General features: G+C 69.4%; 15 protein-coding genes. 8 read left to right on the forward strand and 7 right to left on the reverse strand.

All coding sequences use genetic code 11. The features are described from left to right. The first annotated feature begins 76 nt into the window (after positions 1–76). Positions 77–952, forward strand: coding sequence for a hypothetical protein (locus AB8810_RS06240; protein WP_369915855.1), 876 nt, complete (start codon positions 77–79; stop codon positions 950–952). Between the two features lie 112 nt (positions 953–1064). Here AB8810_RS06240 and AB8810_RS06245 read toward each other — a convergent pair whose 3' ends face one another. Together AB8810_RS06245 and AB8810_RS06250 are read right to left on the reverse strand one after the other, a co-directional pair. Next, positions 1065–2918 (reverse strand): methyl-accepting chemotaxis protein, encoded by a 1854-nt coding sequence (locus tag AB8810_RS06245; protein ID WP_191824374.1) that lies wholly within the window; start codon positions 2916–2918, stop codon positions 1065–1067. Between the two features lie 315 nt (positions 2919–3233). Next, positions 3234–5663, reverse strand: a complete 2430-nt coding sequence (locus AB8810_RS06250) for a membrane-bound PQQ-dependent dehydrogenase, glucose/quinate/shikimate family (RefSeq protein WP_206230529.1) — start codon at positions 5661–5663, stop codon at positions 3234–3236. Between the two features lie 89 nt (positions 5664–5752). On the opposite strand from AB8810_RS06250, the gene AB8810_RS06255 reads away from it, so the two are divergent. Further along, positions 5753–5890 carry a hypothetical protein gene (locus AB8810_RS06255; RefSeq protein WP_369915856.1) on the forward strand — a complete coding sequence of 46 codons (138 nt, stop codon included), beginning with the start codon at positions 5753–5755 and terminating at the stop codon, positions 5888–5890. 77 nt (positions 5891–5967) lie between these two features. Here AB8810_RS06255 and otsA read toward each other — a convergent pair whose 3' ends face one another. From otsA to AB8810_RS06275, 4 genes are all read right to left on the reverse strand, one after another. After that, positions 5968–7335 carry an alpha,alpha-trehalose-phosphate synthase (UDP-forming) gene (gene otsA / locus AB8810_RS06260; RefSeq protein WP_179566625.1) on the reverse strand — a complete coding sequence of 456 codons (1368 nt, stop codon included), beginning with the start codon at positions 7333–7335 and terminating at the stop codon, positions 5968–5970. Then, on the reverse strand, positions 7332–9113 hold the full coding sequence (locus AB8810_RS06265; protein ID WP_369915857.1) for a glycoside hydrolase family 15 protein: 1782 nt from the start codon (positions 9111–9113) through the stop codon (positions 7332–7334). The genes otsA and AB8810_RS06265 overlap by 4 nt, the downstream gene beginning before the upstream one ends. Positions 9114–9181: 68 nt before the next feature. Beyond that, positions 9182–9934, reverse strand: coding sequence for a trehalose-phosphatase (gene otsB / locus AB8810_RS06270; RefSeq protein ID WP_191824372.1), 753 nt, complete (start codon positions 9932–9934; stop codon positions 9182–9184). Positions 9935–10168: 234 nt separating this feature from the next. Next, positions 10169–12607 carry a TonB-dependent receptor plug domain-containing protein gene (locus AB8810_RS06275; protein ID WP_369915858.1) on the reverse strand — a complete coding sequence of 813 codons (2439 nt, stop codon included), beginning with the start codon at positions 12605–12607 and terminating at the stop codon, positions 10169–10171. 238 nt (positions 12608–12845) lie between these two features. Here AB8810_RS06275 and AB8810_RS06280 point away from each other — a divergent pair, with 238 nt between their 5' ends. The 5 genes from AB8810_RS06280 to AB8810_RS06300 all read left to right on the forward strand — a co-directional run bounded on the left by AB8810_RS06280 (position 12846) and on the right by AB8810_RS06300 (position 17742). Continuing rightward, the gene (locus AB8810_RS06280; RefSeq protein ID WP_179566617.1) at positions 12846–13325 is read left to right on the forward strand and encodes a DUF3574 domain-containing protein; all 480 of its coding nucleotides are present in this window, start codon (positions 12846–12848) and stop codon (positions 13323–13325) included. A 46-nt stretch (positions 13326–13371) separates the two neighbouring features. Further along, a complete protein-coding gene (locus AB8810_RS06285) occupies positions 13372–13833 on the forward strand; it encodes a GNAT family N-acetyltransferase (RefSeq protein ID WP_318241168.1) in 462 nt (153 codons plus the stop codon). A gap of 107 nt (positions 13834–13940) precedes the next feature. Continuing rightward, entirely contained in the window at positions 13941–15539 is a 1599-nt protein-coding gene (locus AB8810_RS06290; RefSeq protein ID WP_369915859.1) for a hypothetical protein, read from the forward strand. Between the two features lie 51 nt (positions 15540–15590). Next, positions 15591–16790 carry a lysozyme inhibitor LprI family protein gene (locus AB8810_RS06295; RefSeq protein WP_369915860.1) on the forward strand — a complete coding sequence of 400 codons (1200 nt, stop codon included), beginning with the start codon at positions 15591–15593 and terminating at the stop codon, positions 16788–16790. A gap of 121 nt (positions 16791–16911) precedes the next feature. After that, complete coding sequence (locus tag AB8810_RS06300) at positions 16912–17742, forward strand: DUF3014 domain-containing protein (RefSeq protein ID WP_369915861.1); 831 nt, start codon at positions 16912–16914, stop codon at positions 17740–17742. A gap of 190 nt (positions 17743–17932) precedes the next feature. Here AB8810_RS06300 and AB8810_RS06305 read toward each other — a convergent pair whose 3' ends face one another. Beyond that, on the reverse strand, positions 17933–18637 hold the full coding sequence (locus tag AB8810_RS06305) for a glutathione S-transferase (protein ID WP_191824368.1): 705 nt from the start codon (positions 18635–18637) through the stop codon (positions 17933–17935). Positions 18638–18932: 295 nt separating this feature from the next. On the opposite strand from AB8810_RS06305, the gene clpB reads away from it, so the two are divergent. Further along, the gene (gene clpB / locus AB8810_RS06310) at positions 18933–21518 is read left to right on the forward strand and encodes an ATP-dependent chaperone ClpB (RefSeq protein WP_369915862.1); all 2586 of its coding nucleotides are present in this window, start codon (positions 18933–18935) and stop codon (positions 21516–21518) included. Positions 21519–21561: the final 43 nt, after the last annotated feature.

Below are 21561 nucleotides of genomic sequence, written 5' to 3' on the forward strand. Positions count from 1 at the left end.
TGCGCCGATTCACAGGCCTGCGCTTGCCGCGTTCTTGTGGGAGCGGCGCGCATGCAGTGCGCGGAACCATCACCTCATGGATCTTCTTTTCCTGTCGTTGTTGCTCACGCAGCGGCGCAGGCCGCCTGCGGTGGCCAGCGCCATGGAGACGCCGCCCGGCCCACCACCACTGCAGAGGAGCGCTCCCATGCCCACCGCCACGCCCGTGCCGCTGATCAAGCCGGTCAACCGGCTGTTCGCCAGCATCGATATCGACACCACGAAGTACGTGTTTTCGACGACGCAATTGCCCAGCACCTACTATATGACCGGAAAAGGGCCATTCATCCGCCTGCGGCCGCTACACAGGTCGGGATTCGGCATTTTCGAATACCCCGAGCGGATCGTCGCCCTCTATACCGGCGACTGGGACCGGAACCTGACCTTCACCCAGAACTTGAACAGCAACCAGAGCATCCTGCATTGCAGGCTGGGTGACTCTGCGGACGACATCGCCAAAACTCTCGGGGTGTTGCAAAAAAAAGCCACACGCACCACCCAAGAGATCGAGATCCAGAACACCGCGCAGAATCCTCCCCCGATCACCGATCAGGTGGTCTTTGTCAATGACGGTGCGCTAGCCGGCACGATCTGGGGCGAAAGGGCTGGCAACCGCTACGAGCCGATGAAGATCGTCGATGCGCGGCAGGGCAACGCGAAGGCGCATACCGGCCACCCGTTCGCCACGCGCGCAGCGGCGGAACGGTTCTACGCGGACCAGTATCCGGGCGTGCTCGACCAGCTGATGCTGCTGGGGCAGGCGCAACAGTCGTTCGCCATCGATCTGGCGCCGAAGGGGCGGCAAAAGCAGATTCTGGTGCAGAGCGAGTTGCAGTATTTCGCCGAGGACATGTTCGAAAGCCGCGAGCAACAACTCGGCTTCCTGCGCGATCTGTACATGAGTTTCGTCTGAGCCGGACGGCGCGCTGGCGTGCGCCGCGGCATCGTCTGCGAACGGCGTTCGGCGCGGGCCGGTGACGCGCCGTGCGTCCGTGCAACCGGCGCCGACCGCGCAGCGTGCCGGTTCAGCCGGCGCTGCGCAGTTGCGTGACCTTGCCGCCGCCCGGCTGCGCGCGATTGGTTTCGATCCGGAACACCGCCACCGCGGTGGCCAGGCCGCCGGCCTGTTCTTCCATGCTGCGCGCCGCGGCGGTGGCTTCTTCCACCAGCGCGGCGTTGCGCTGGGTCACTTCGTCCAGCTGCATCACCGTGCGGTTGACCTGCTCGATGCCGCTGGATTGTTCGGCGCTGGCGGCGCTGATTTCGCCGATCAGCCCGGTCACGCGCTGCACCGAGCCGACGATCTCGTGCATGGTGGCGCCGGCGCGGTTCACCAGTCCCGAGCCCAGCGTCACCTTCTGCGTGGAGTCCTCGATCAGCTGCTTGATCTCCTTGGCCGCGTCCGCCGAGCGCTGCGCCAGCGAGCGCACTTCCGAGGCGACCACGGCGAAGCCGCGGCCCTGCTCGCCGGCACGCGCGGCCTCGACCGCGGCGTTGAGCGCGAGGATGTTGGTCTGGAACGCGATCCCGTCGATGACGCTGATGATCTCGCCGATGCGCCGCGACGAGGTGCTGATCGCGCTCATCGTGGCGACCACCTCGTCCATCACCTTGCCGCCGGACTGGGCGATCTCGCCGGTGCCGTGCACCAGGCCGTTGGCCTGCTGCGCGTTGTCGGCGTTCTGCTTCACCGCCGAGGTCAGTTCCTCCATCGAACTGGCGGCTTCCTCCAGGCTGGCCGCCTGCTGCTCGGTGCGGTCGGACAGGTCGGTGTTGCCGGCGGCGATTTCCATCGCCGCGCGGCGGATCGCCTCGACCGCGCCCTGGATGCCGACGATGATCTCGGTCAGCTTGGCCACGGTGCGGTTGGTGTCCTCGCGCAGCCGCGCGAACACGCCCTGCGCGTCGCCGTCGACGCGATGGGTGAGATCGCCTTCGGCCAGCGCGGCCAGCGCGCTGGCCAGCGCCGCCAGGTTGCTCTCCACCGAATCGGAAATGCGGTTGACGCCCTCGGCCAATGACTTGAGCACGCCGTCCATCGACGCCGTATCGAGGCGGCGGCTGAAATCGCCATGCGCGGCGGCGTCGATCACCGCGGTCAGCGCCTGCTCGGCGTTGACCTGCGCGGTCACCTCCTCCCACTGCGCGATGGTGCCCAGGCGCACGCCGTCGGCGCCGGTGATCGGGCTGTAGACGAAGTCGATCTGGCGGCCGAAGAACGGCGCGCGCACGCGCTTGGAACCGGTCAGCGCGCGCATGCGGTCGATCGCCGCCTGGCTGTCCGGATAGATGTCGCCGATGCTGCCGCCGACGAACTGCTCGGCGCTGAATTCGGGGCGGAAGCTCTGCACGTCGGGCTCGATCGCGCGCAGCATCTGCAGCAGCTTGCGGTTGGCGAAGTGCACGCGGCCGTCGTCGTCGGCGATGCGGATCATGGTATCCAGGTCGTCCAGCGCCTGGATCACGAAGCGGCCATGGCGCAGTTCGGCCTCGGTCTCGGCCTGGCGTGCGGCCAGCCGCGCCTGCGCCGTCTGTACCGCGCGCAGCAGCGCGGCGTCGGCGGCGTCGCCGGCGCCATCGAGGCGTTGCTCGAAGCGGCCTTCGCCCAGCGCCTGCACCGCCTGCAGCGCGCGTTGCGACGGCGCCGCGCGCCGCGTGCCGGCCCAGTACAGCGCCGCCACCAGCAGTGCCGCGGCGGCCAGTGCCGGCGCCAGGCGCGCCAGCGCCGGCCCGTTCGGCCCAAGCTGGCGGCCGAGGTGCAACGCGTACAGCGCCATCGCCAACAGGCCCAGCGCATAGGCCAGTGCGAACAGCAAGGGGCGCGGGGGCAGGCGGGAGCCGCCAATCGGGCGAGGGGATGCGGCGTCTGGCAAGGTCATGGCGGCTACCGGCTGGGAAGATCGGCGCAATCCGCTCGCGTCGACAAATCGTTGAATGTGCCTCTCAGTATCGGCCGGCAGGTTGGTGGGCTTGACCGCGGCACAGACCGCTCGTCGGAAATATCGCGCCTGAATAGGCGAGATAGGTCGCTGAAAACGCTGTATTTTTTGCTGCAGCGCAATAGGCCGCCGGCGATGGCTCGGCCCGCAACGGGGACATGCGCGAATGCGCCGCCGTTGGCCGGCAGCGTTCCGGGCACAAAAAAACCGGCCGTCTTGCGACGGCCGGTCGGGTCCGGCGGAAGCGGGCCGGCGTTACTTCGCCGGCGCGGCGTCCGGCAGGGTCCAGGCGATCACGCTGTCGCCGGGCTTGGTTTCCATGCGGTCGTGGCCGCCGATCGCGGCGACGATGTACTGCTTGCCGTTCACCGTGTAGCTCAGCGGCGCGGCCTGCGGGCCGGCCGGCACCCGTACTTCCCACAGCAGCTTGCCGGTCTGGGTGTCGTAGCCGCGCAGGAAGTTGTCCAGCGCCGCGCCGATGAAGGTGACGCCGCCGGCGGTGGCCAGCGAGCCGCTGTTGTTCGGCGTGCCCAGTTCGAACTTCATCTTCGACGGGATGCCCATCGGGCCCTGGTCGTAGCCGGTGCCCAGCGGACGCCGCCAGATCACCTGCTGGGTGCGCAGGTCCACGCCGGAGACGTAGCCCCACGGCGGGGCGATGCACGGCGTGTTCAGCGGCGACATCCACGGTTCCTTGCGCGCGCCGTAGGCCAGGCCTTCCTGCGCCATGTAGCCCGGCGTCTTGCTCTTGCCGTTGAATACCGACACCACGCCGAGCTCGTGCATCTTCTCCCGGGTGTAGACGTTCTCGGTGTACGGCAGGCGATTGCTGTTCATCACCATGATGCCGCGCTGCAGGTCCACCGATACGCCGCCCCAGTTGATGCCGCCGTGGTTGCCGGTGAACGACAGCGAGCCGCCCAGGCTGGGTGGAGTGAACATGCCCTGGTAGCGCAGCTGCTTGAACTGGATGCGGCAGGCCAACTGGTCGAACGGGGTGATGCCCCAGGCGTCGGATTCGACGATGGTCTCGTAACCCTTGCTCGGCGCGCCGACGGTGTTGGGCATGCCCGGCGACACCGGCTGGGTCTTGGCGGTCCAGTCGCCGTGGTCGGTGCCCTGCGGCACGGGGAGTTGCTGCACCGGCATGATCGGCTTGCCGGTCTCGCGATCGAGCACGAACACCTGGCCGGACTTGGTGGCCTGGATCACCGCCGGACGGGTGCCGCCGCCGGGGACCGGGAAATCGACCAGGTTCGGCTGCGGGCCGATGTCGTAATCCCACAGGTCGTGGTTGACGGTGCGGAAGTGCCAGCGCTCCTTGCCGGTGGCCGCATCCACGGCGACCAGCGAGGCGGTGTATTCCTCTTCCTGCGGGGTGCGGCCCTTGCCGAAGAAGTCGCCGGAGGCGTTGCCGGTGGGCAGGTAGACCAGGCCCAGTTCGTCGTCGGCGGCCATCAGCGACCACACGTTCGGGGTCGAACGGGTATAGGTCTGGCCGGCCGGCGGCGCGGCGTCGATCGCCGGGTTGCCCAGATCCCAGGCCCAGCGCAGCTGGCCGCTGATCGCGTCGAAGGCGCGCACCACGCCGGACGGCGCATCGCGTTCCTGGCCGTCGCGGACCTGGCCGGTGGGCTGGATCACCACGCCGCGCATCACCACCGGCGGCGAGGTCGGGCCGACGAAGCCGGGCTTGGTGTTGCCGGTGTCCTTGTTCAGGTCCACGTAGCCGTGGTCGCCGAAGCTCTCGCACAGCTTGCCGGTGGCGGCGTCGAGCGCGCCCAGGCGGCCATCGACCATCGGCCAGAAGATGCGCTTGGCGCATTCGGCGACCGGGGTGGTGGCCTCGAAATAGGACACGCCGCGGCAGGTGGTGGCGGCGACGCCGGCCATCGCCTTGGGGTTGGTCTTGGGATCGAAGCGCCAGCGCTCCTTGCCGGTGGTGGCCTCGACCGCGATCACCTTCTGCGTGGGCGTGCAGATGTAGACCAGGTCGCCGACCTTCAGCGGGGTGTTCTGGAACGCATAACCGAGCTTGGAGCCGGCGGGCTTGAGGTCGCCGGTATGGAATTCCCAGGCGATCTTCAGGTCCTTGACGTTGTCGGGCGTGATCTGCGCGCCGGGACTGTAGTGGTTGGACAGGTTGGAGCCGGCGTAGGCGGTCCAGTTGCTGGCGTCGTGGTTGGCGGCGACGTTGCCGTCGGGGCTGTTCACCGTGGCGCGGCTGAACGCGTCCTGCGGGCGCTGCGCGGCCAGCGCCGGATCGGCCAGCTCGACGGTGCGCGGGAAGAACAGCGGCACGAACACCAGCAGCGCGCCGAGGACCGGCAGCACGCCGGTGACCAGCGCGTAACCCAGCCCGGACACCGGCGCCAGGCGCCAGCGCGCCACCTTCCAGAACGGCAACAGCAGCAGGCCGAGCACCGAGATCATCGCCAGGCGCGGGATCAGCGCCCAGCCGTCCAGGCCGACTTCGGCCAGCGCCCAGGCGATGGTCGCGGCCAGGGTCAGGCCGAACAGCCACAGTCCGGCGCGGCGCCCGAGCGCCAGCAGCACGCCGGACACGGCCAGGGCCAGGCCGGCCAGCAGGTAGTACCAGGAGCCGCCGGCGGCGACGAGTTGGCCGCCCATCGCGGCCAGGGCGGCGCCGATCAGGGCGATGACCACGGCATAGGCGACGAACAGCCAGCTGCCGGGTCCGTGTTGCGGAGAGTGAGGGGTCATGGAGAGGGTCTGCAGAAGATCCGGCGGCGCCGTGCTGGCGCAGGAAGATCGTGGAGGGGATCGAGCGCTGGTTCGGCTGCATCGGCGGCGACCTGGCGCTCAACGAGCACGTCGCGCGCCCCTCCCAGGGTTTCGATACGCGGCGTATGGGCGGCGATTTTAAAGGAATCCGCGTGCGCGGTTCGTGACCGTGCAGAAACCTGCGTTCTGCGTGCGGTGGCGTGCCTGCCGCGCGCGGCGATGGCGCCGCCGCGGCAGGTGCGGATCAGCGCCGCTCCAGCGCCTGCAGGTAGCGCTGCCGCCACACGCCGATGTCGTTCTTGCGCAGGTGCTCCATCATGGTCTGCCAGCGTTCGATGCGCTTGGCCTTGGGCAGCGAGGCGGCGGTGGCGATCGCATCGGCGACGCCGTCCAGGTCGTGCGGATTGACCAGTAGCGCTTCCTTCAGTTCGTCGGCGGCGCCGGCCAGCAGCGACAGCACCAGCACGCCCGGATTCTCCGGATCCTGCGCGGCCACGTATTCCTTGGCCACCAGGTTCATGCCGTCGCGCAGCGGCGTCACCAGGCCGACCTGCGCGGCGCGGTAGAAGCCGGTCAACGTGGCGTGGGTGAAGTTGCGGTTGACGTAGCGCAGCGGCGTCCAGTCCGGCTCGGCGTGGCCGCCGTTGATGTGTCCGGCGATCTGTTCGAGCTGGTTGCGCAGTTGTTTGTACTCGGTGACATCGCCGCGCGAGACCGGCGCGATCTGCAGATAGGTGAGGCTGCCGCGCTGGTCCGGATGCCGCTCCAGGTAGCGCTCGAAACCGAGGAAGCGTTCGGGCAGGCCCTTGGAGTAGTCCAGCCGGTCCACGCCGATCGCCAGCTGGCGGTCGCGCAGGCTGCTGCGCAGGTCGCGCACCGCCGGCTTGGTCACCGCCGCGCGCGCCTGCTGCGCGATCAGTTCGGTGTCGATGCCGATCGGGAATTTCTCGGCGCGGAAGCGGCGCCCGCCGGGCGCTTCCAGCACGCCGTCCTTGATCACCTTGCCACCGCCGAACAGGCGCACGTAGGCCTGGAAGCGGTCCACGTCGCGCTGGGTCTGGAAGCCGACCAGGTCGTAGGCGTAGAAGCCGGAGAACAGCCGCGCATGATCGGGCAGGGCCTGGATCAGGTCGGCCGAGGGGAACGGCACGTGCAGGAAGAAGCCGATGCGGCAGCCGATGCCGCGCTCGCGCAGCAGCGAGGCCAGCGGGATCAGGTGGTAGTCGTGGATCCACACCGTGTCGTCTTCGCGCAGCAGCGGCGCCAGCTTCTCGGCGAACATCGCGTTGACCCGGCGGTAGCCTTCGCGGGTGGCGCGGTCGTAGTCGACCAGGTCCAGGCGGAAGTGCAGCAGCGGCCACAGCGTGCGGTTGGCAAAGCCGTTGTAGTACGCGTCCAGGTCGGCGCGGTTGAGGTCCATGGTGACGAAGCGGATGTCGCCCTGGGTCTGCTCGTGCATCGCGCCGCTGTCGCCGCGCACGGTCTTGCCGCTCCAGCCGAACCACACCCCGCCGCGTTCCTTCAACGCGGCGAGCAAGCCCACCGCCAGGCCGCCGGCGCGGTTCTCGCCGGGCAAGGCCACGCGGTTGGATACCACTACGAGTCTGCTCATGAAGCCTCCTGCCAGCTGCGCGACAAGCGCATCGCTGCGATGATCAACCCGACATGCGAATAGGTCTGCGGGAAATTGCCCCAGGCCTCGCCGTTGTCGAAGGCTAGATCCTCCGACAGCAAGCCCAGGTGATTGCGGCGCGCGAGGATGCGCTCGAACAGCTCGCGCGCTTCGTCATTGCGCCCGATCGCGGCGAGCGCGTCGATGTACCAGAACGTACAGATGGTGAAGCTGGTTTCCGGCGCGCCGAAATCGTCCGGCGCCACGTAGCGGTACAGCGCGTCGCCGTGCTTGAGGTCGCGGCCGATCGCCTCGACCGTGGCGACGAAGCGCGCATCGTCCGGGGCGATGAAGCCGATGTCGGCCAGCAACAGCAGCGAGGCGTCCAGGCGATGGCCGTTGAAGGTGTCGGTGAAGTGGCCGCGCTCGGCGCTCCAGGCGTCGGCCAGCACCCGCGCGTGGATGGTGTCGGCACGTTCGCGCCAGTACGCCACGCGTGCGTCCAGGCCCAGCCGCGCGGCGATCTTGGCCAGGCGGTCGCAGGCGGCCCAGCACATCGCGCTGGTGTAGGTGTGGACCTCGGCGCGGCCGCGGAATTCCCACAGCCCGGCGTCGGGCACGTCGTGCAGCGCGAACGCGTGCTCGCCCAGCGGTTCCAGGCGCAGGAAGGTGTCCTTGTCGCCGGGATCTTTCAGGCGCAGGTCGAAGAACAATTGCGTGGACGCCAGCACCACGCTGCCGTACACGTCGTGCTGTTTCTGGATCCAGGCCAGGTTGCCGCGCCGCACCGGCCCCATGCCGCGGTAGCCGGCCAGCGACGGCACTTCGTGTTCTTCCAGCGCCGCCTCGAAGCCGATGCCGTACAGCGGCTGCAGGCTGCCGTCGGTGGTGGCGATGTTGAAGATGTAGCCGAGGAACTGCTCCATGGTGCGGGTGGCGCCGAGCCGGTTCAGCGCGCGCACCACGAAGGCGGCGTCGCGCAGCCAGCAGTAGCGGTAGTCCCAGTTGCGCGGGGTGTCCGGCGCTTCGGGGATGGAGGTGGTCATCGCCGCGATGATCGCGCCGCTGTCCTCGTACTGGCACAGCTTCAGGGTGATCGCGCTGCGGATCACCGCGTCCTGCCAGTCCAGCGGCACCGACAGGTAGCGCACCCATTCGCGCCAGTATTCCTCGGTGCGCTCCTGCGCTTCCTGGATGTAGCCGGTCAGCGAGCGGGTCAGCGATTCGTCCACGCCGAGCATCAGGTTGACCGGATGGCTGAGCACGAACGGCAGCTCGTCGCGGATGAAGCGCACCGGCACGTCGGTGGTCAGGCGCAGGGTGAACTCCGGCAGCAGCCAGCGCACGTGGTTGCTGCCCCAGGTGCTTTCCGGCTTGCGCGCGCCCCAGTCGGCCAGCGGCCGCGCGAGGACGCGGATGCGCGGATTGCCGGACAGCGGCCGCACCTGGCGGATGATGCTGACCGGCCGGTAGAAGCGGCCGTGGTTGCGCCAGCGCGGCGCGAAGTCGATCACTTCCACCGCGCCGCCGTGCGCGTCGCGCAGCACGGTGCGCAGGATCGCGGTGTTGGCCAGGTAGTGCTGCTCGCTGTCGGCGAAATCCTCCAGTTCGATGCTGAAATCGCCGCCGTCGTGGTCGCGCGGCGACAGCAGCGCGCAGAACGCCGGGTCGCCGTCGAACGCCGGCAGGCAGCTCCACACCACGCGTGCCTGTTTGTCGACCAGCGCGCCGAAACTGCCGTTGCCGATCACGCCGAGGTCGAGAGTGGGGGAGCTCATGGAGGAAGCGGATCCTTGTGCGCGGTCGGGGAGGGGGCGAAGCGGGGCGCTGCCGCTGGGCACGGTACTCATGCGGCGTTGTCACGCAACCAGGCGTGTACGCCGCGCGGATCGGGCAAGGCGAACGTCGCCGCGCTGTGTTCGCGCGCGCCGACCAGCACGCTCCAGCCGCCGGCGGCATTGGCTGCGGCGAAGCCGAACTCGTCGGTGAGGTCGTCGCCGACGAACACCGGGCGGCGGCCCTGGAACGGCGGCTGCTGCAGCAGCGCGGTCAGCGCCAGGCCCTTGTCGCTGCCCTCGGGCACGAACTCGACCACGTGGTCGCCGGGCTGCAGGCGGTAGCCGGGCAGCGCATCGATCTGCGCCTGGGCGAAGGCCAGGACCTGCGGACCGGCCTCCGGCGCGGCGCGCCAGTGCAGCGCCAGGCTGGCGCCCTTGTCTTCGACCAGCACGCCGGGATGCGCCTGGCGCAGGTGCGCGGCGCGTTGGTGCAAGCCGTGCAGCCACTGCGAAGTATCGGCCGGCATCGCGGCGCGGGCATTGATGTCGCTGCGCAGTTCGTGGCCGTGCAGGCCGGCGGCCGGCAGGCGCAGCGGCGCGAACAGCGCGTCCAGCTGCGCCAGCGGGCGGCCGCTGACCAGCGCCAGCGCGCCGTGCAGGCGGTCGCTGATGCGGCCGATCGCCTCGCGCACCTCGGGCAGCAGGTGTACGCCGTCGGGGCGATCGGCGAATTCGATGAGGGTGCCGTCCACGTCCAGGAACAATGCGCAGGCATCGTCCAGGCGCGGCGGCGGCGGTCGGAGGGGGAGCGCGTCTGCCATGCGTTCATGATGAACGAGACAGCGTTAGGGCCAAGTGGAGTGGGGGCTGGGAATCGGGAATGGGGAGTCGGGAATGGGAAAGGCAGGAGCGTTGGCTCCTGATCCATCCCTATTCCCTTCCGTTGTCAGGAATCGGGATGGAGAAACGGGGAATGGGATAGCAAAAGCGGGAGCCGACGCGCGGCTCTTGCTTTTACCCATTCCCTATTCCCGTTTCCCCACTCCCCACCTTCGTCAGAAGGTAAACCGCACACGCCCGTAGTAATAAGCGCCATTGCTGCCGATCGGCGACAGTACGTCGTAGGGCAGGTTGCCGAAGTAGTAGATGTCGGTGTTGGAGCGGTCGGAGTAGTTGTCGGTGAGGTTCTGCCCGCCCAGCGCCACGCTCCACTGCGTGGTGATGCGGTACTCGACCTCGGCGTCGAGCTGCCACTCGGCGCCGTAGGTCTGCCGCGGCACGTAGCCGTCGCCGAAGTCGAACACGCGGGTGGCGCTGCCGTAGCGGCTGACCCGGGTCTGCAGCGCCCAGCGGTCGTTGCTCCAGTTCACCGCGAACTGGGCGCGGGTGCGCGGCGCGGCGTCGGTCAGGGTGTTGCTCTCCTCCACGCCGAACAGCACGTAGTCCGGATTCAGCGCCAGCAGCTGCGGCGGCGTGGCGACCAGGTTCTTCAGTTCGGTCTTGGCGTAGCTCCAGGTGCCGGTCAACTGCAGCTGGCCGTCGCCCAGCGCCTGCCGCCAGTTGCTGACAAGTTCCGCGCCGCGGGTGCGGGTGTCGGCGGCGTTGACGAAGAAGCTGGCGCTCTGCAGGCCGGTGACGCCGAAGTTCTGCGCCACGAACGCGGTCAATGCATCGCCGCTGATGTCTTCGGACAGCGCGATGCGGTCGTCGATGTCGATCTGGAACAGGTCCAGCGACAGGTCGAAGTGCGAACCGATGCGGCTGGTGAAACCGAGGCTGTAGTTGACCGATTTCTCCGGCTTCAGGTCCTTCGCGCCCAGCGCCTGCGCGATCGGGTTGTTGACCGACAGCAGTCGGCCCTGCAGCAGCTGCCCGGCCGCGTCGTAGCCGCTGGAGGTGGCTTCGTAGCCGATCTGGCTCAGCGACGGTGCGTGGAAGTTGTTGGAGATCGCGCCGCGCAGCGCGAACGCCGGCACGAACTCGTAGCGCGCGGCCAGCTTGCCGGTCAGTTCGCCGCCGAAATCCTGGTAGTGCTCGTAGCGCGCGGCCAGGTCGGTGGAGAACTTGTCGCCGAATTGGCTGGACACGCTGGCGTAGGCGCTGGCGACGTTGCGCGACAGGTCGGCCGCGTCCTGCGGAGTCAGCCCGCCGCCGGCCTGGGCGCCGGTGGGACGGTCGGTGTAGGCGCCAGCGGCATAGCTGGCCGGGTCGCCGGGACGGGTACGGTAATGCTCGCGGCGAAATTCCACGCCGCTGCCGACGGTGTGGGTGGCGCCGGCGGCGTCGAAGCTGCGGCTCAGGTCGAGGTTGGCCACGCTCTGCTCGAAGGCGTAGTCGCCGGTCTTGAAGCGGGTCGGGCTGCCCGGGCCGAGCGAGGCGTTGAGCGAGTTCTTCAGCCGGTAGGTGAAGTCGTTGCGGGCGTAGTCGACACTGGCGTCGTAGGCCCACTCGCCCCATTGCCCACGCGCGCCGGCCACGCTCTGGATGTCGCGGTTCTCGCCCAGCGATACCGGGCGGTAGCCGCTCGGGTAGACCTCGGTCCAGTTGGCGTCGCTGTCGGGATAGCGGAAATAGTTGGCGCCCTGCGTGTCGCGCTGGTTGTAGGTGCCGAAGAAATAGAACTCGCTGGTCTGGCCGAACGGCAGCTTGCCGTTGATCCAGGCGTTGAGGTCCTTGCTGGCGCCGTCGCCGAGCACGTAGTTGCGCTTGCCGGCCAGGGCCAGGTTGGCCGGGGTCTGCGCCTCGAACGGCGGGATCTGGTCGTAGCCGGCGCGGTTGGTGCCCTCGCGGTTCTTCAGTTCCAGGCCGACCTTGAAGAAGCCGCCGTCCTCGCCCAGGCGGGTGCCGACCTTGGCGCTGGCGTAGCTGGTCTGGCCGTCGGTGACGGTGCGGTCGATCGGCTTCACGTCGGTGTGGTTGGCGCCGAAGCTGGCTTCCAGCGCGCCGCTGTCCGGATCGTCGTCGAGGATCACGTTGATCACCCCGGCCACCGCGTCCGAGCCGTACTGCGCGCCGGCGCCGTCGCGCAGCACTTCGATGCGCTTGATCGCGCTGATCGGGATCGAGTTGAAGTCCACCGGGGTGGTGCCCTTGCCGATCTTGCTGTCGGTGTTGACCAGCGCCGAGGTGTGGCGGCGCTTGCCGTTGACCAGCACCAGCACCTGGTCGGGCGAGAGCCCGCGCAGCTGCGCGGCGCGGATGTGGTCGGCGCCGCCGGAGTTGGACTGGCGCGGGAAGTTGAACGAGGGCAGCAGCGCCTGCAGCGCGCTGCCGAGTTCGCCGTTGACCACGCCGGCCTTGCGGATGTCCTCGGCGCTGAGCACGTCCACCGGCGCGGTGGACTCGAGCACGGTGCGGCCGCTGGCGCGGGTACCGGTGACGATCACCGTGTCCAGGTTGGTCGCGGTGCCGGGATCGGCCTGCTGGGCCAGGGCGGGGGCTGACAGGGCCAGGGCGATGGCCAGGCTCAGCGGGCGGGCGAACGGATATGACATGGGGGGCTCTCTCCTGCGGTGACGCAAAGACCGCTGCGGCGGTGGTCCGTGCCGCGCAGGCGGAATACAATTCGGGTACATCCATCCGGATGAAGCGATATATTATCTTATCGTTAACGCGGCGGCGAGCCGTCCGTTCCACCGCGTTCGGCATGAGCTGATGCCCGGCGGTTATCGGGCGCGCGCCGCCACGGTCGCCTACCATCGCGTCCTTCCGTTCCGCTTCCGAGACCTGCCAATGCTGTTGCGTGCCCCCTTGCTTGCCGTGTTCCTGGCCCTGACCGCCTGCGCCAGCGTCGCGCCGTCCGCTTCCACCGCGCCGGCCAAGGTCGGCGCCGCCATGCAGGGCGATGCCGCGCGGCCGGCGCAGGCCAGCGGCTGGGTGCGCAGCGAGCTGTACTTCGGGGTCGGCGAGGAAAGCGGTCCGGCCGATCGCCCGCAGGCCGAGCCGATCAGCGAGGCGCAATGGCGCGCGTTCCTGGACAAGCAGGTCACGCCGCGCTTCCCCGACGGCCTGACCGTGTTCGATGCCTACGGGCAGTGGCTGTTCCGCGGCGCCAAGGAGCCGAACCGGCTCAACACCAAGGTGCTGGTGATCCTGCACGAGGACACCCCGCAGCGCCGCGCCGACATCGAGGCGATCCGGCTGGCGTGGAAGCAGGCGACCGGGCACCAGTCGGTGCTGTGGTCGCGGCAACCGGTGGAGGTGTCGTTTTGAAGCCGGGATTCGGGAGTGGGGAGTGGGGATTCGGAAGGGCGGGGCGGTGACGTTTTCGATCCGCCAGGACGATCTGTCCGGTGAGGCGGTGCGTGCGCTGCTCGCGTACCACCTGCAGCAGATGCATGCCCAGTCGCCGCCGGGCAGCGTGTATGCGCTGGACCTGTCAGGACTGCAGCGCGCCGACGTGACCGTGTGGAGTGTCTGGCGCGGCGACGCGCTGGCCGCGGTCGGTGCGCTGCGCGTGCTCGACGATGGTGGCGGCGAACTGAAGTCGATGCGTACCCATCCGGACTTCCTGCGCCAGGGCGCGGCCGCGGCGCTGCTCGAGCACATCGTCGCCGCCGCACGCGCCGCCGGCCTGCAGCGGCTGAGCCTGGAGACCGGTAGCGGCGCGGCCTTCGACGCGGCGCTGGGCCTGTACCGGCGACGCGGTTTCCGCAATGGACCGGCGTTCGCCGATTACGTGCCGAGCGCGTTCAACCAGTTCCTGCATCTGGATCTGTAGCCGCCGCGCAGAGGCGCAAGCCGGGATGCTGCATCCCTGTTCGCGCGCCAATCCGCAGGCGCCGCTTCCATTACCATCCATCGACCCCCAACGCAGCCACCGCCCGCATGCCCAGCACCGCTCCTGTTTCGTCGCGCCCGCGCTGGTTCGTCGCCGGCGATCTCAACGGTTTCTTCGGCCTGGTGGTCGACAACCTGTCGATCCTCGGCTTCATCACCCTGGCCCTGGTCGGGCTGTTCCAGTTCCCGGCCGAAGTGATCTATACGCGGATGATTCCCGGCACCGCGTTCGGCGTGCTGATCGGCAACCTGCTGTACACCTGGATGGCGCGCCGGCTGGCCGCGCGCAGCGGGCGCAGCGACGTCACCGCGATGCCGCTGGGCCTGGACGCGCCGACCAGCATCGGCATGGCGCTGCTGGTGCTCGGCCCCGCGTTCGTGCGCTACAAGCAGCAGGGCCTGGACCCGCAGGCCGCGGCGCTCGCCACCTGGCACCTGGGCATGGCCGCGCTGGTGGTGATGGGCCTGCTGAAGACCGTGCTGTCGTTCTTCGGCGATGCGGTCACCCGCGCGCTGCCGCGGGCCGCGCTGCTCGGCTCGATCGCCGGCATCGCGCTGGTGCTGATGGGCTTCCTGCCGCTGCTGGAAACGCTGCGCGCGCCGCTGGTCGGGCTGGTGGTGCTGGGCCTGCTGCTGTACGTGCTGATCGCCAAGGGCCGGCTGCCGTACGGCCTGCCGGGCGTGCCGCTGGCGCTGGTGCTGGGCACCGGCCTGTACTACTGGTCGAACGCGGCCGGTTTCGGCATTCCCGGCTACCAGGCGCCGCAGTGGGTGGCGCCGCACCTGGTGTTGCCGTGGCCGAGCCTGGGCTTCGTCGCCGGCCTGGCCGACACCGTGCCGCTGCTGCCGCTGCTGCTGCCGTTCGGCCTGCTGATGGTGGTCGGCGGCATCAACGTCAGCGAGAGCGCACGCGCCGCCGGCGACGACTACCGCACCCGCGACATCCTGCTGGTCGAGGCCTGCTCGACCCTGGTCGCCGGCGTCTGCGGCGGCGTCGCCCAGACCACGCCCTACATCGGCCAGCCGGCCTACAAGCACATGGGCGCGCGCAGCGGCTACACGCTGCTGACCGGGCTGTTCATCGGCCTGGGCGGCATGCTCGGGCTGGTCGCCGGGCTGGTGCAGTGGCTGCCGCTGGCGGTGCTGGCGCCGATCATCGTGTACGTGGCCATCGACATCACCACCCAGGCGTTCCAGGCCACGCCCAAGCGCCACGCCGGGGCGATGGTGCTGGGCTTCCTGCCGTCGGTGGCCTATCTGCTGGCGATCAAGGCGCCGGGCTGGATTCCGCCGGACAAGCTGGCCGCGCTGACCACCACGCTGGACGGCCACGGGCTGCCGGAACTGGCGGTGATCTTCACCCTGGGCAACGGCTTCATCATCACCGCGATGCTGTGGACCGCGGCGGTGGCGGCGATGGTCGATGGGCGCCTGCGCCGCGCCGCGGTGTTCCTGCTGGTGGCCGCTGCGCTGACCCTGTTCGGGCTGATCCATTCGGTGGATCCGCGCGGCGGCATCTACCTGCCGTGGACGCTGAGCGGCCTGCCCAGGCTGATCGCCTGGCAGTTCGTCGGCGGCTACGTGGTGCTGGCCGCGTTGCTCGGCCTGCTGTCGCTGCAGAAGCCGCGCGCGGTGCTGGTGGACTGACTGGGCGACAATCGGCGTCGGCATCGCGCCGGCGCGCGAGCGGAGGGTGGAATGGACAGGAAGAATGGCCTGCGCGCGGGCGTGCTGGCACTGGCGCTGGCGTGGATATCCCCGGCCGGGGCGGTGTCGTTCGACTGCGCCAAGGCGTCCAGCGCGGTCGAGCGGCTGTTGTGCACGGACAAGCGACTGGACGCCGCCGACGAATCGCTGGCCCGGCGCTATGCGGCGCTCGTGGCCGTGGTGCCGACCGCGCAGCGGCAAGGCGTGCGCAGCGCGCAGCAGGCCTGGTTGGCGCAGCGCGATGGCTGCCTGACGCAACCCGATCCGGGCGCCTGCCTGAAGCAGCGGATCGAGGCGCGGATACGCACGCTGGACAGCCAGTTCGCGCCGCAGGCGGCGCGCTTCGATCGCATCGTCGCAGGGATTCCCGCTGCGCCGGCCGCGGCAGCCGTGCAATTGCGCGCCTACGACGGCGGGCTGGCCTCGGCCTGGCTGGTGTATCTGCACCGCTTCGTGCCGGCCGCAGGGGTCGGCGCGTCCGAAGCGCGTGCGCGATTCGCCGCTGCCGGCGCCGCCTTGCGCCAGCAGGATCCGGTGGCGGCCGGGATGCTCGACGCTGCCGCGCCGGCCGACCGCCAGGCCGCGCAAGCGCGCGATCTGACCCTGCTGCGGCTGTGGATCGAACGCAGCGGCTACAGCGTGGACGCCACCACGGGTCCCGACCCGCGCCCCTACGTGCATTGTTTCGTGTTCGCGCAGCAGGGCAAGGCCGCCTATGAGGCGATGGGGCCGTTGTACGGGTCCAGTCGCGATCTCGACGCACCGATCTGCGCGCCGCAGCCGGGCCTGTTCGACCAGCCGGCGTGGAAACAACTGTACAAGGCGTTTGCCAGTCTGATCGACAAGGCCTCCGACGATGCCGGCACGATGCGCTACGCGGATTTCGCAGGATGGCGCGTGCTCTCGCTGCAGGCCACGCAGTCGCCACTGCTGCTTCTGCAGCGGCCGCAAGACGCAGCACCCAGGCGCGATCCGGCGGCGGCGATCGCCGGCTGGCGCGATGCGGCGCTGTGGTCTGAAGCGGATCGCAAGGCAGCGTTGAACGCCTTGCCGCTGGCGCGCGCGGCGACGGCGCGCTGGCTGATCGAACACAAGGCGATGCCGGCGGCGCAGGCCGAGCAGGTTGCCGCCGCCATCGTCGCCGACTGGGTCGGTGCGCGCATCGCCTTCGGCGAAGGGGCCACTGGCTAGCGTCGCGCGCCCCGCGTGCGCCGGCGCCGCGCGCCGAGGCTGAACGCTGGCCGTCCCGCGGTGGAACCGGCGGCGAGCGCAGTGGTCACACCTGCCACTGTTCAACGGAGAACCGGACACCATGCAGCCACGTCATTCGCCCTGGCCCTGGATCCTGGTCGCTGTGCTGGTGGCCGCTGCCGCGGCGTGGCTGTTCCGCGACAACCTGAGCGCGCTGTTGCGTGGCGCAACGCCTGCGCCTGCTGCGGTGGCGCCGCCCGCTGCGCCGAGCGCGGCGCCGTCCGCGCCCGTGGCCACACCGCCAGCGCCGCCGCCGATCCAGCATCCGATCGATCCCGCCGCCGCCGCCGATGCGGCGATCCCGGCGCTGGCCGACAGCGACGCGGCGGCGTGGGCCGAACTGGTGACGCTGGCCGGCAGCGACGCGCCGCTGGCGCTGTTGATCCGCGACCATCTGATCCAGCGCGCGGTGACGATGATCGACAACCTGCCGCAGCGCCGCGTCGCCGCGCGCACCCTGGTCTTGAAGCCGGTGCCTGGTCAACTGCAGGTCGCCACCGATGCGGCCGGCGCCAGCGTGATCGACGCGGCCAACGCGCAACGCTATGCCCCGTACGTGCAGGCCTTCACCCAGGCCGATGCCGGCGCGATGGTGGCCGCGTACCGGCGCTTCTATCCCTTGTTCCAGCAGGCGTATGTGGAGCTGGGCTATCCCAAGGGCTATTTCAACGACCGCCTGGTGCAGGTGATCGACCATCTGCTGCAGGCGCCGGTGCCGGCAGCGCCGCCGGCGGTGACCGCCGATGCGCGCACCGGCAAGTACCGCTTCGTCGATCCGGCGCTGGAGTCGCTGTCGGTCGGGCAGAAGGCGCTGCTGCGCCTGGGTCCGACGCAGGCCGAGGCCGTGCGCAAGCAACTGCAGGCGATCCGTGCGGCGTTGGTGCGGACCTGAGGGCTGTTGGCTTGATAGGAGTACGCCTTGCCGGTGGCAACATGGAACCGCAGCGACGACGCGGCTGACATGCGCGCACCAGCGGGCACCCCAGGCCCCATGTAGGAGCGGCTTCAGCCGCGACGAACGAAGACACGGACCGCATGCCTTCGACCAAGTGTCGGTGCCGAAGGCCTGCAGGCATCACGCATCAGCCATCCAGCTCCGGATAGCGCCGGAAAATCCCGTTGTCGTTGAACGGCAGGCGCCGCTCCGACGCCAGATACGCGGCGATGGCGGGACGATCGGACACCCGCTGCTGCAGGGCGCGCAGTTGCGGCAGCTTCGGCGAAAGCTTCTTCATCGCGCCGGGGAACGCGTAGTCCAGTCCGCTCATCAGCTGGAACAGCGACAGGTCCACGTAGGAGTGCTCGCGCAATGCGTGGCGACCGCCGCCCTGGCTCATGACCTGCTCGAAATAGCCGAGGAACTTGGGCAGCCGCTGCGTGCGCAGGTCCTCGGCGCGGCGCCGCGCCTCCGGCTTCTGGTCTTCGTAGTACAGCGCGCTGCCGATGGGGTGGTGGCTGTCGTGGATCTCGGTCACCAGGTCGGCGATGGTCAGCTGCATTTGCAGCGCCTGCATGCGCCGCGACTCGCTGTCCGGCACCAGTCCCAGCGAAGGGCCCAGGTAGTGCAGGATGTTGGCGACCTGCGCGATCACCAGCCGCCCGGCCTTCAGGAACGGCGGCGCGAACGGCCGCGCGCCCGGCTGCTCGCCGTCGAGAAAGGGCTGCAGGACCGCGTCGCCTTCCTCGCGGGCGACGTCGCGGTAGGCCGCGCCGGCATCCTCCAGCGCCAGTCGCACGAACTCGCCGCGGCCCTGGATGCCGGTCCAGTAGTAGAGGTCGTAGTGCATTGCGGCTCCTGTGCGGGAAGGTTCGGAAGCGCGAGGGTAGGGGCTGTAGCGGTAGCGGCGTGTGACCGTGCGGCGACCGGCGCAGGGAACCGTGCGCTGGCGAAGGCGCCCTGCCGGGCCGCGGCCCGGCAGGGCGCACGCGCGCATCGCGGCCGTCACGGCAGCCCCTCGCCAGGCGCTCCGCCAGGCGGCGCGGACGTATACAGACCGCGCCGCGGCCTTGAAACATGCCGCGCCAACCGCATTTGACTAGCATGCCGGCGCGGCCGGCCCCCCCTTTCAGAGGAACTTCCCAATGCGGATGGACAAGCTCACGTCGCGTTTCCAGCAGGCGCTGGCCGACGCCCAGTCGCTGGCCGTGGGCCGCGACCACACCATCGTCGAGCCGGTGCACGTGTTCACCGCGCTGCTCGACCAGTCCGGCGGCAGCACCCGGCCGCTGCTGGCGCAGGCCGGGGTCAACGTGCCGGTGCTGCGCGAGCGGCTGGGCGAGGCGCTGGACAAGCTGCCCAAGGTCAGCGGCCAGCCCGGCAACCTGTCGATCGGCAACGACCTGAGCCGGCTCCTCAACCAGACCGACAAGCTGGCGCAGCAGCACAACGACCAGTTCATCGCCAGCGAGTGGTTCGTGCTGGCCGCGGCCGACGATGCCGGCGCGCTGGGCCTGGCGCTGCGCGCCGCCGGCGCCGACAAGAAGAAGCTCGAAGCGGCCATCGACAAGCTGCGCGGCGGCGAGACGGTGCAGTCGGAAAGCGCCGAGGACCAGCGCCAGGCGCTGGAGAAGTACACCATCGACCTCACCGCGCGCGCCGAGAGCGGCAAGCTGGATCCGGTGATCGGCCGCGACGAGGAAATCCGCCGCACCATCCAGGTGTTGCAGCGGCGCACCAAGAACAACCCGGTACTGATCGGCGAACCCGGCGTCGGCAAGACCGCCATCGTCGAGGGCCTGGCCCAGCGCATCGTCAACGGCGAAGTGCCGGAAGGCCTGCGCGGCCGCCGCGTGCTGTCGCTGGACATGGGCGCGCTGATCGCCGGCGCCAAGTTCCGCGGCGAGTTCGAGGAACGGCTGAAGGGCGTGCTCAACGACCTGTCCAAGACCGAAGGCCAGGTCATCCTGTTCATCGACGAACTGCACACCATGGTCGGCGCCGGCAAGGCCGACGGCGCGATGGATGCGGGCAACATGCTCAAGCCGGCGCTGGCGCGCGGCGAGCTGCACTGCATCGGCGCCACCACGCTGGACGAGTACCGCAAGTACATCGAGAAGGACGCGGCGCTGGAGCGTCGCTTCCAGAAGGTGTTCGTCGGCGAGCCGACGGTGGAGGACACCATCGCGATCCTGCGCGGGCTGAAGGAGCGCTACGCGGTGCACCACGGCGTGGAGATCACCGACCCGGCGATCGTCGCCGCGGCCACGCTGTCCAACCGCTACATTGCCGACCGCCAGCTGCCGGACAAGGCGATCGACCTGATGGACGAGGCCGCCAGCCGCATCCGCATGGAGATCGACTCCAAGCCCGAGGAACTGGACCGCCTGGAGCGGCGGCTGATCCAGCTCAAGATCCAGCGCGAAATGCTGAAGAAGGAAAAGGACGAGGCCTCGCGGCAGCGCCTGGCCGACCTGGAAAGCGACATCGACAAGCTCGAGCGCGAGTTCTCCGACCTCGACGAGGTGTGGCGTTCGGAGAAGGCCACCTTGCAGGGCGCGACCCGGATCAAGGAGCAGATCGAGCAGGCGCGGGTCGAGCTGGAAGCGGCGCAGCGCCGGCAGGACTACGCCAAGATGAGCGAGATCCAGTACGGCCTGCTGCCGAACCTGGAGAAGCAGCTGGCCGCGGCCGGCGATGCCGAGCACCACGATTTCAAGCTGGTGCAGGACCGGGTCACCGCCGAGGAGATCGCCGAGGTGGTATCGCGCTGGACCGGCATTCCGGTCAACCGGATGCTCGAGGGCGAGCGCGACAAGCTGCTGCGCATGGAGGACGAACTGCACCGGCGCGTGGTCGGCCAGGAAGAGGCGATCAAGGTGGTATCCGACGCGGTGCGGCGTTCGCGCGCCGGCCTGTCCGACCCGAACCGGCCCAGCGGCTCGTTCCTGTTCCTGGGTCCGACCGGCGTCGGCAAGACCGAGCTGTGCAAGGCGCTGGCCGAGTTCCTGTTCGACAGCAGCGAGGCGATGATCCGCATCGACATGAGCGAGTTCATGGAGAAGCATTCGGTGGCGCGGCTGATCGGCGCGCCTCCGGGCTACGTCGGCTACGAGGAAGGCGGCTACCTGACCGAGGCGGTGCGGCGCCGGCCGTATTCGCTGATCCTGCTCGACGAGGTGGAGAAGGCGCACAGCGACGTGTTCAACATCCTGCTGCAGGTGCTCGACGACGGCCGCCTCACCGACGGCCAGGGCCGCACCGTGGACTTCCGCAACACCGTCATCGTGATGACCTCGAACCTGGGCTCGCACCAGATCCAGGAACTGAGCGGCGACGGCTCGGCCGAGGCCTACACGCAGATGAAGGCGGCGGTGATGGGCGTGGTGCAGACGCATTTCCGCCCGGAATTCATCAACCGCCTGGACGACATCGTGGTGTTCCATCCGCTGGACAAGGCGCAGATCAAGTCGATCGCGCGCATCCAGCTGAGCGGCCTGGAGAAGCGCCTGGCCGAGCGCGGGCTGAAGATCGAACTCAGCGACCGCGCGCTGGAACTGCTCGGCAACGTCGGCTTCGATCCGGTGTACGGCGCGCGACCGCTGAAGCGCGCGATCCAGTCGCAACTGGAAAACCCGCTGGCGCAGCAGATCCTGTCCGGGCAGTTCCTGAGCGGCGACACCATCAACGTCGGCGCCGAAGGCGGGCACCTCACGTTCCAGAAGGCCTGAGGCGCGGCGAAGCGCCGCTCGCGTTCATTGCCCGATCGGTGGA

Origin of the sequence: Xanthomonas sp. NCPPB 3005 (assembly GCF_041228095.2) — a bacterium.
In the GTDB taxonomy this organism is placed as follows: domain Bacteria; phylum Pseudomonadota; class Gammaproteobacteria; order Xanthomonadales; family Xanthomonadaceae; genus Xanthomonas_A; species Xanthomonas_A bonasiae.

Bases quoted from the DNA above. Each gene is read 5' to 3' on its own strand.
- otsA (WP_179566625.1), bottom strand. From the start codon at position 7,335: ATGAGCAGACTCGTAGTGGTATCCAACCGCGTGGCCTTGCCCGGCGAG.
- clpB (WP_369915862.1), top strand. From the start codon at position 18,933: ATGCGGATGGACAAGCTCACGTCGCGTTTCCAGCAGGCGCTGGCCGAC.
- AB8810_RS06295 (WP_369915860.1), top strand. From the start codon at position 15,591: ATGGACAGGAAGAATGGCCTGCGCGCGGGCGTGCTGGCACTGGCGCTG.
- AB8810_RS06245 (WP_191824374.1), bottom strand. From the start codon at position 2,918: ATGACCTTGCCAGACGCCGCATCCCCTCGCCCGATTGGCGGCTCCCGC.
- AB8810_RS06240 (WP_369915855.1), top strand. From the start codon at position 77: ATGGATCTTCTTTTCCTGTCGTTGTTGCTCACGCAGCGGCGCAGGCCG.
- AB8810_RS06290 (WP_369915859.1), top strand. From the start codon at position 13,941: ATGCCCAGCACCGCTCCTGTTTCGTCGCGCCCGCGCTGGTTCGTCGCC.
- AB8810_RS06275 (WP_369915858.1), bottom strand. From the start codon at position 12,607: ATGTCATATCCGTTCGCCCGCCCGCTGAGCCTGGCCATCGCCCTGGCC.
- AB8810_RS06305 (WP_191824368.1), bottom strand. From the start codon at position 18,637: ATGCACTACGACCTCTACTACTGGACCGGCATCCAGGGCCGCGGCGAG.
- AB8810_RS06265 (WP_369915857.1), bottom strand. From the start codon at position 9,113: ATGAGCTCCCCCACTCTCGACCTCGGCGTGATCGGCAACGGCAGTTTC.
- AB8810_RS06280 (WP_179566617.1), top strand. From the start codon at position 12,846: ATGCTGTTGCGTGCCCCCTTGCTTGCCGTGTTCCTGGCCCTGACCGCC.
- otsB (WP_191824372.1), bottom strand. From the start codon at position 9,934: ATGGCAGACGCGCTCCCCCTCCGACCGCCGCCGCCGCGCCTGGACGAT.
- AB8810_RS06300 (WP_369915861.1), top strand. From the start codon at position 16,912: ATGCAGCCACGTCATTCGCCCTGGCCCTGGATCCTGGTCGCTGTGCTG.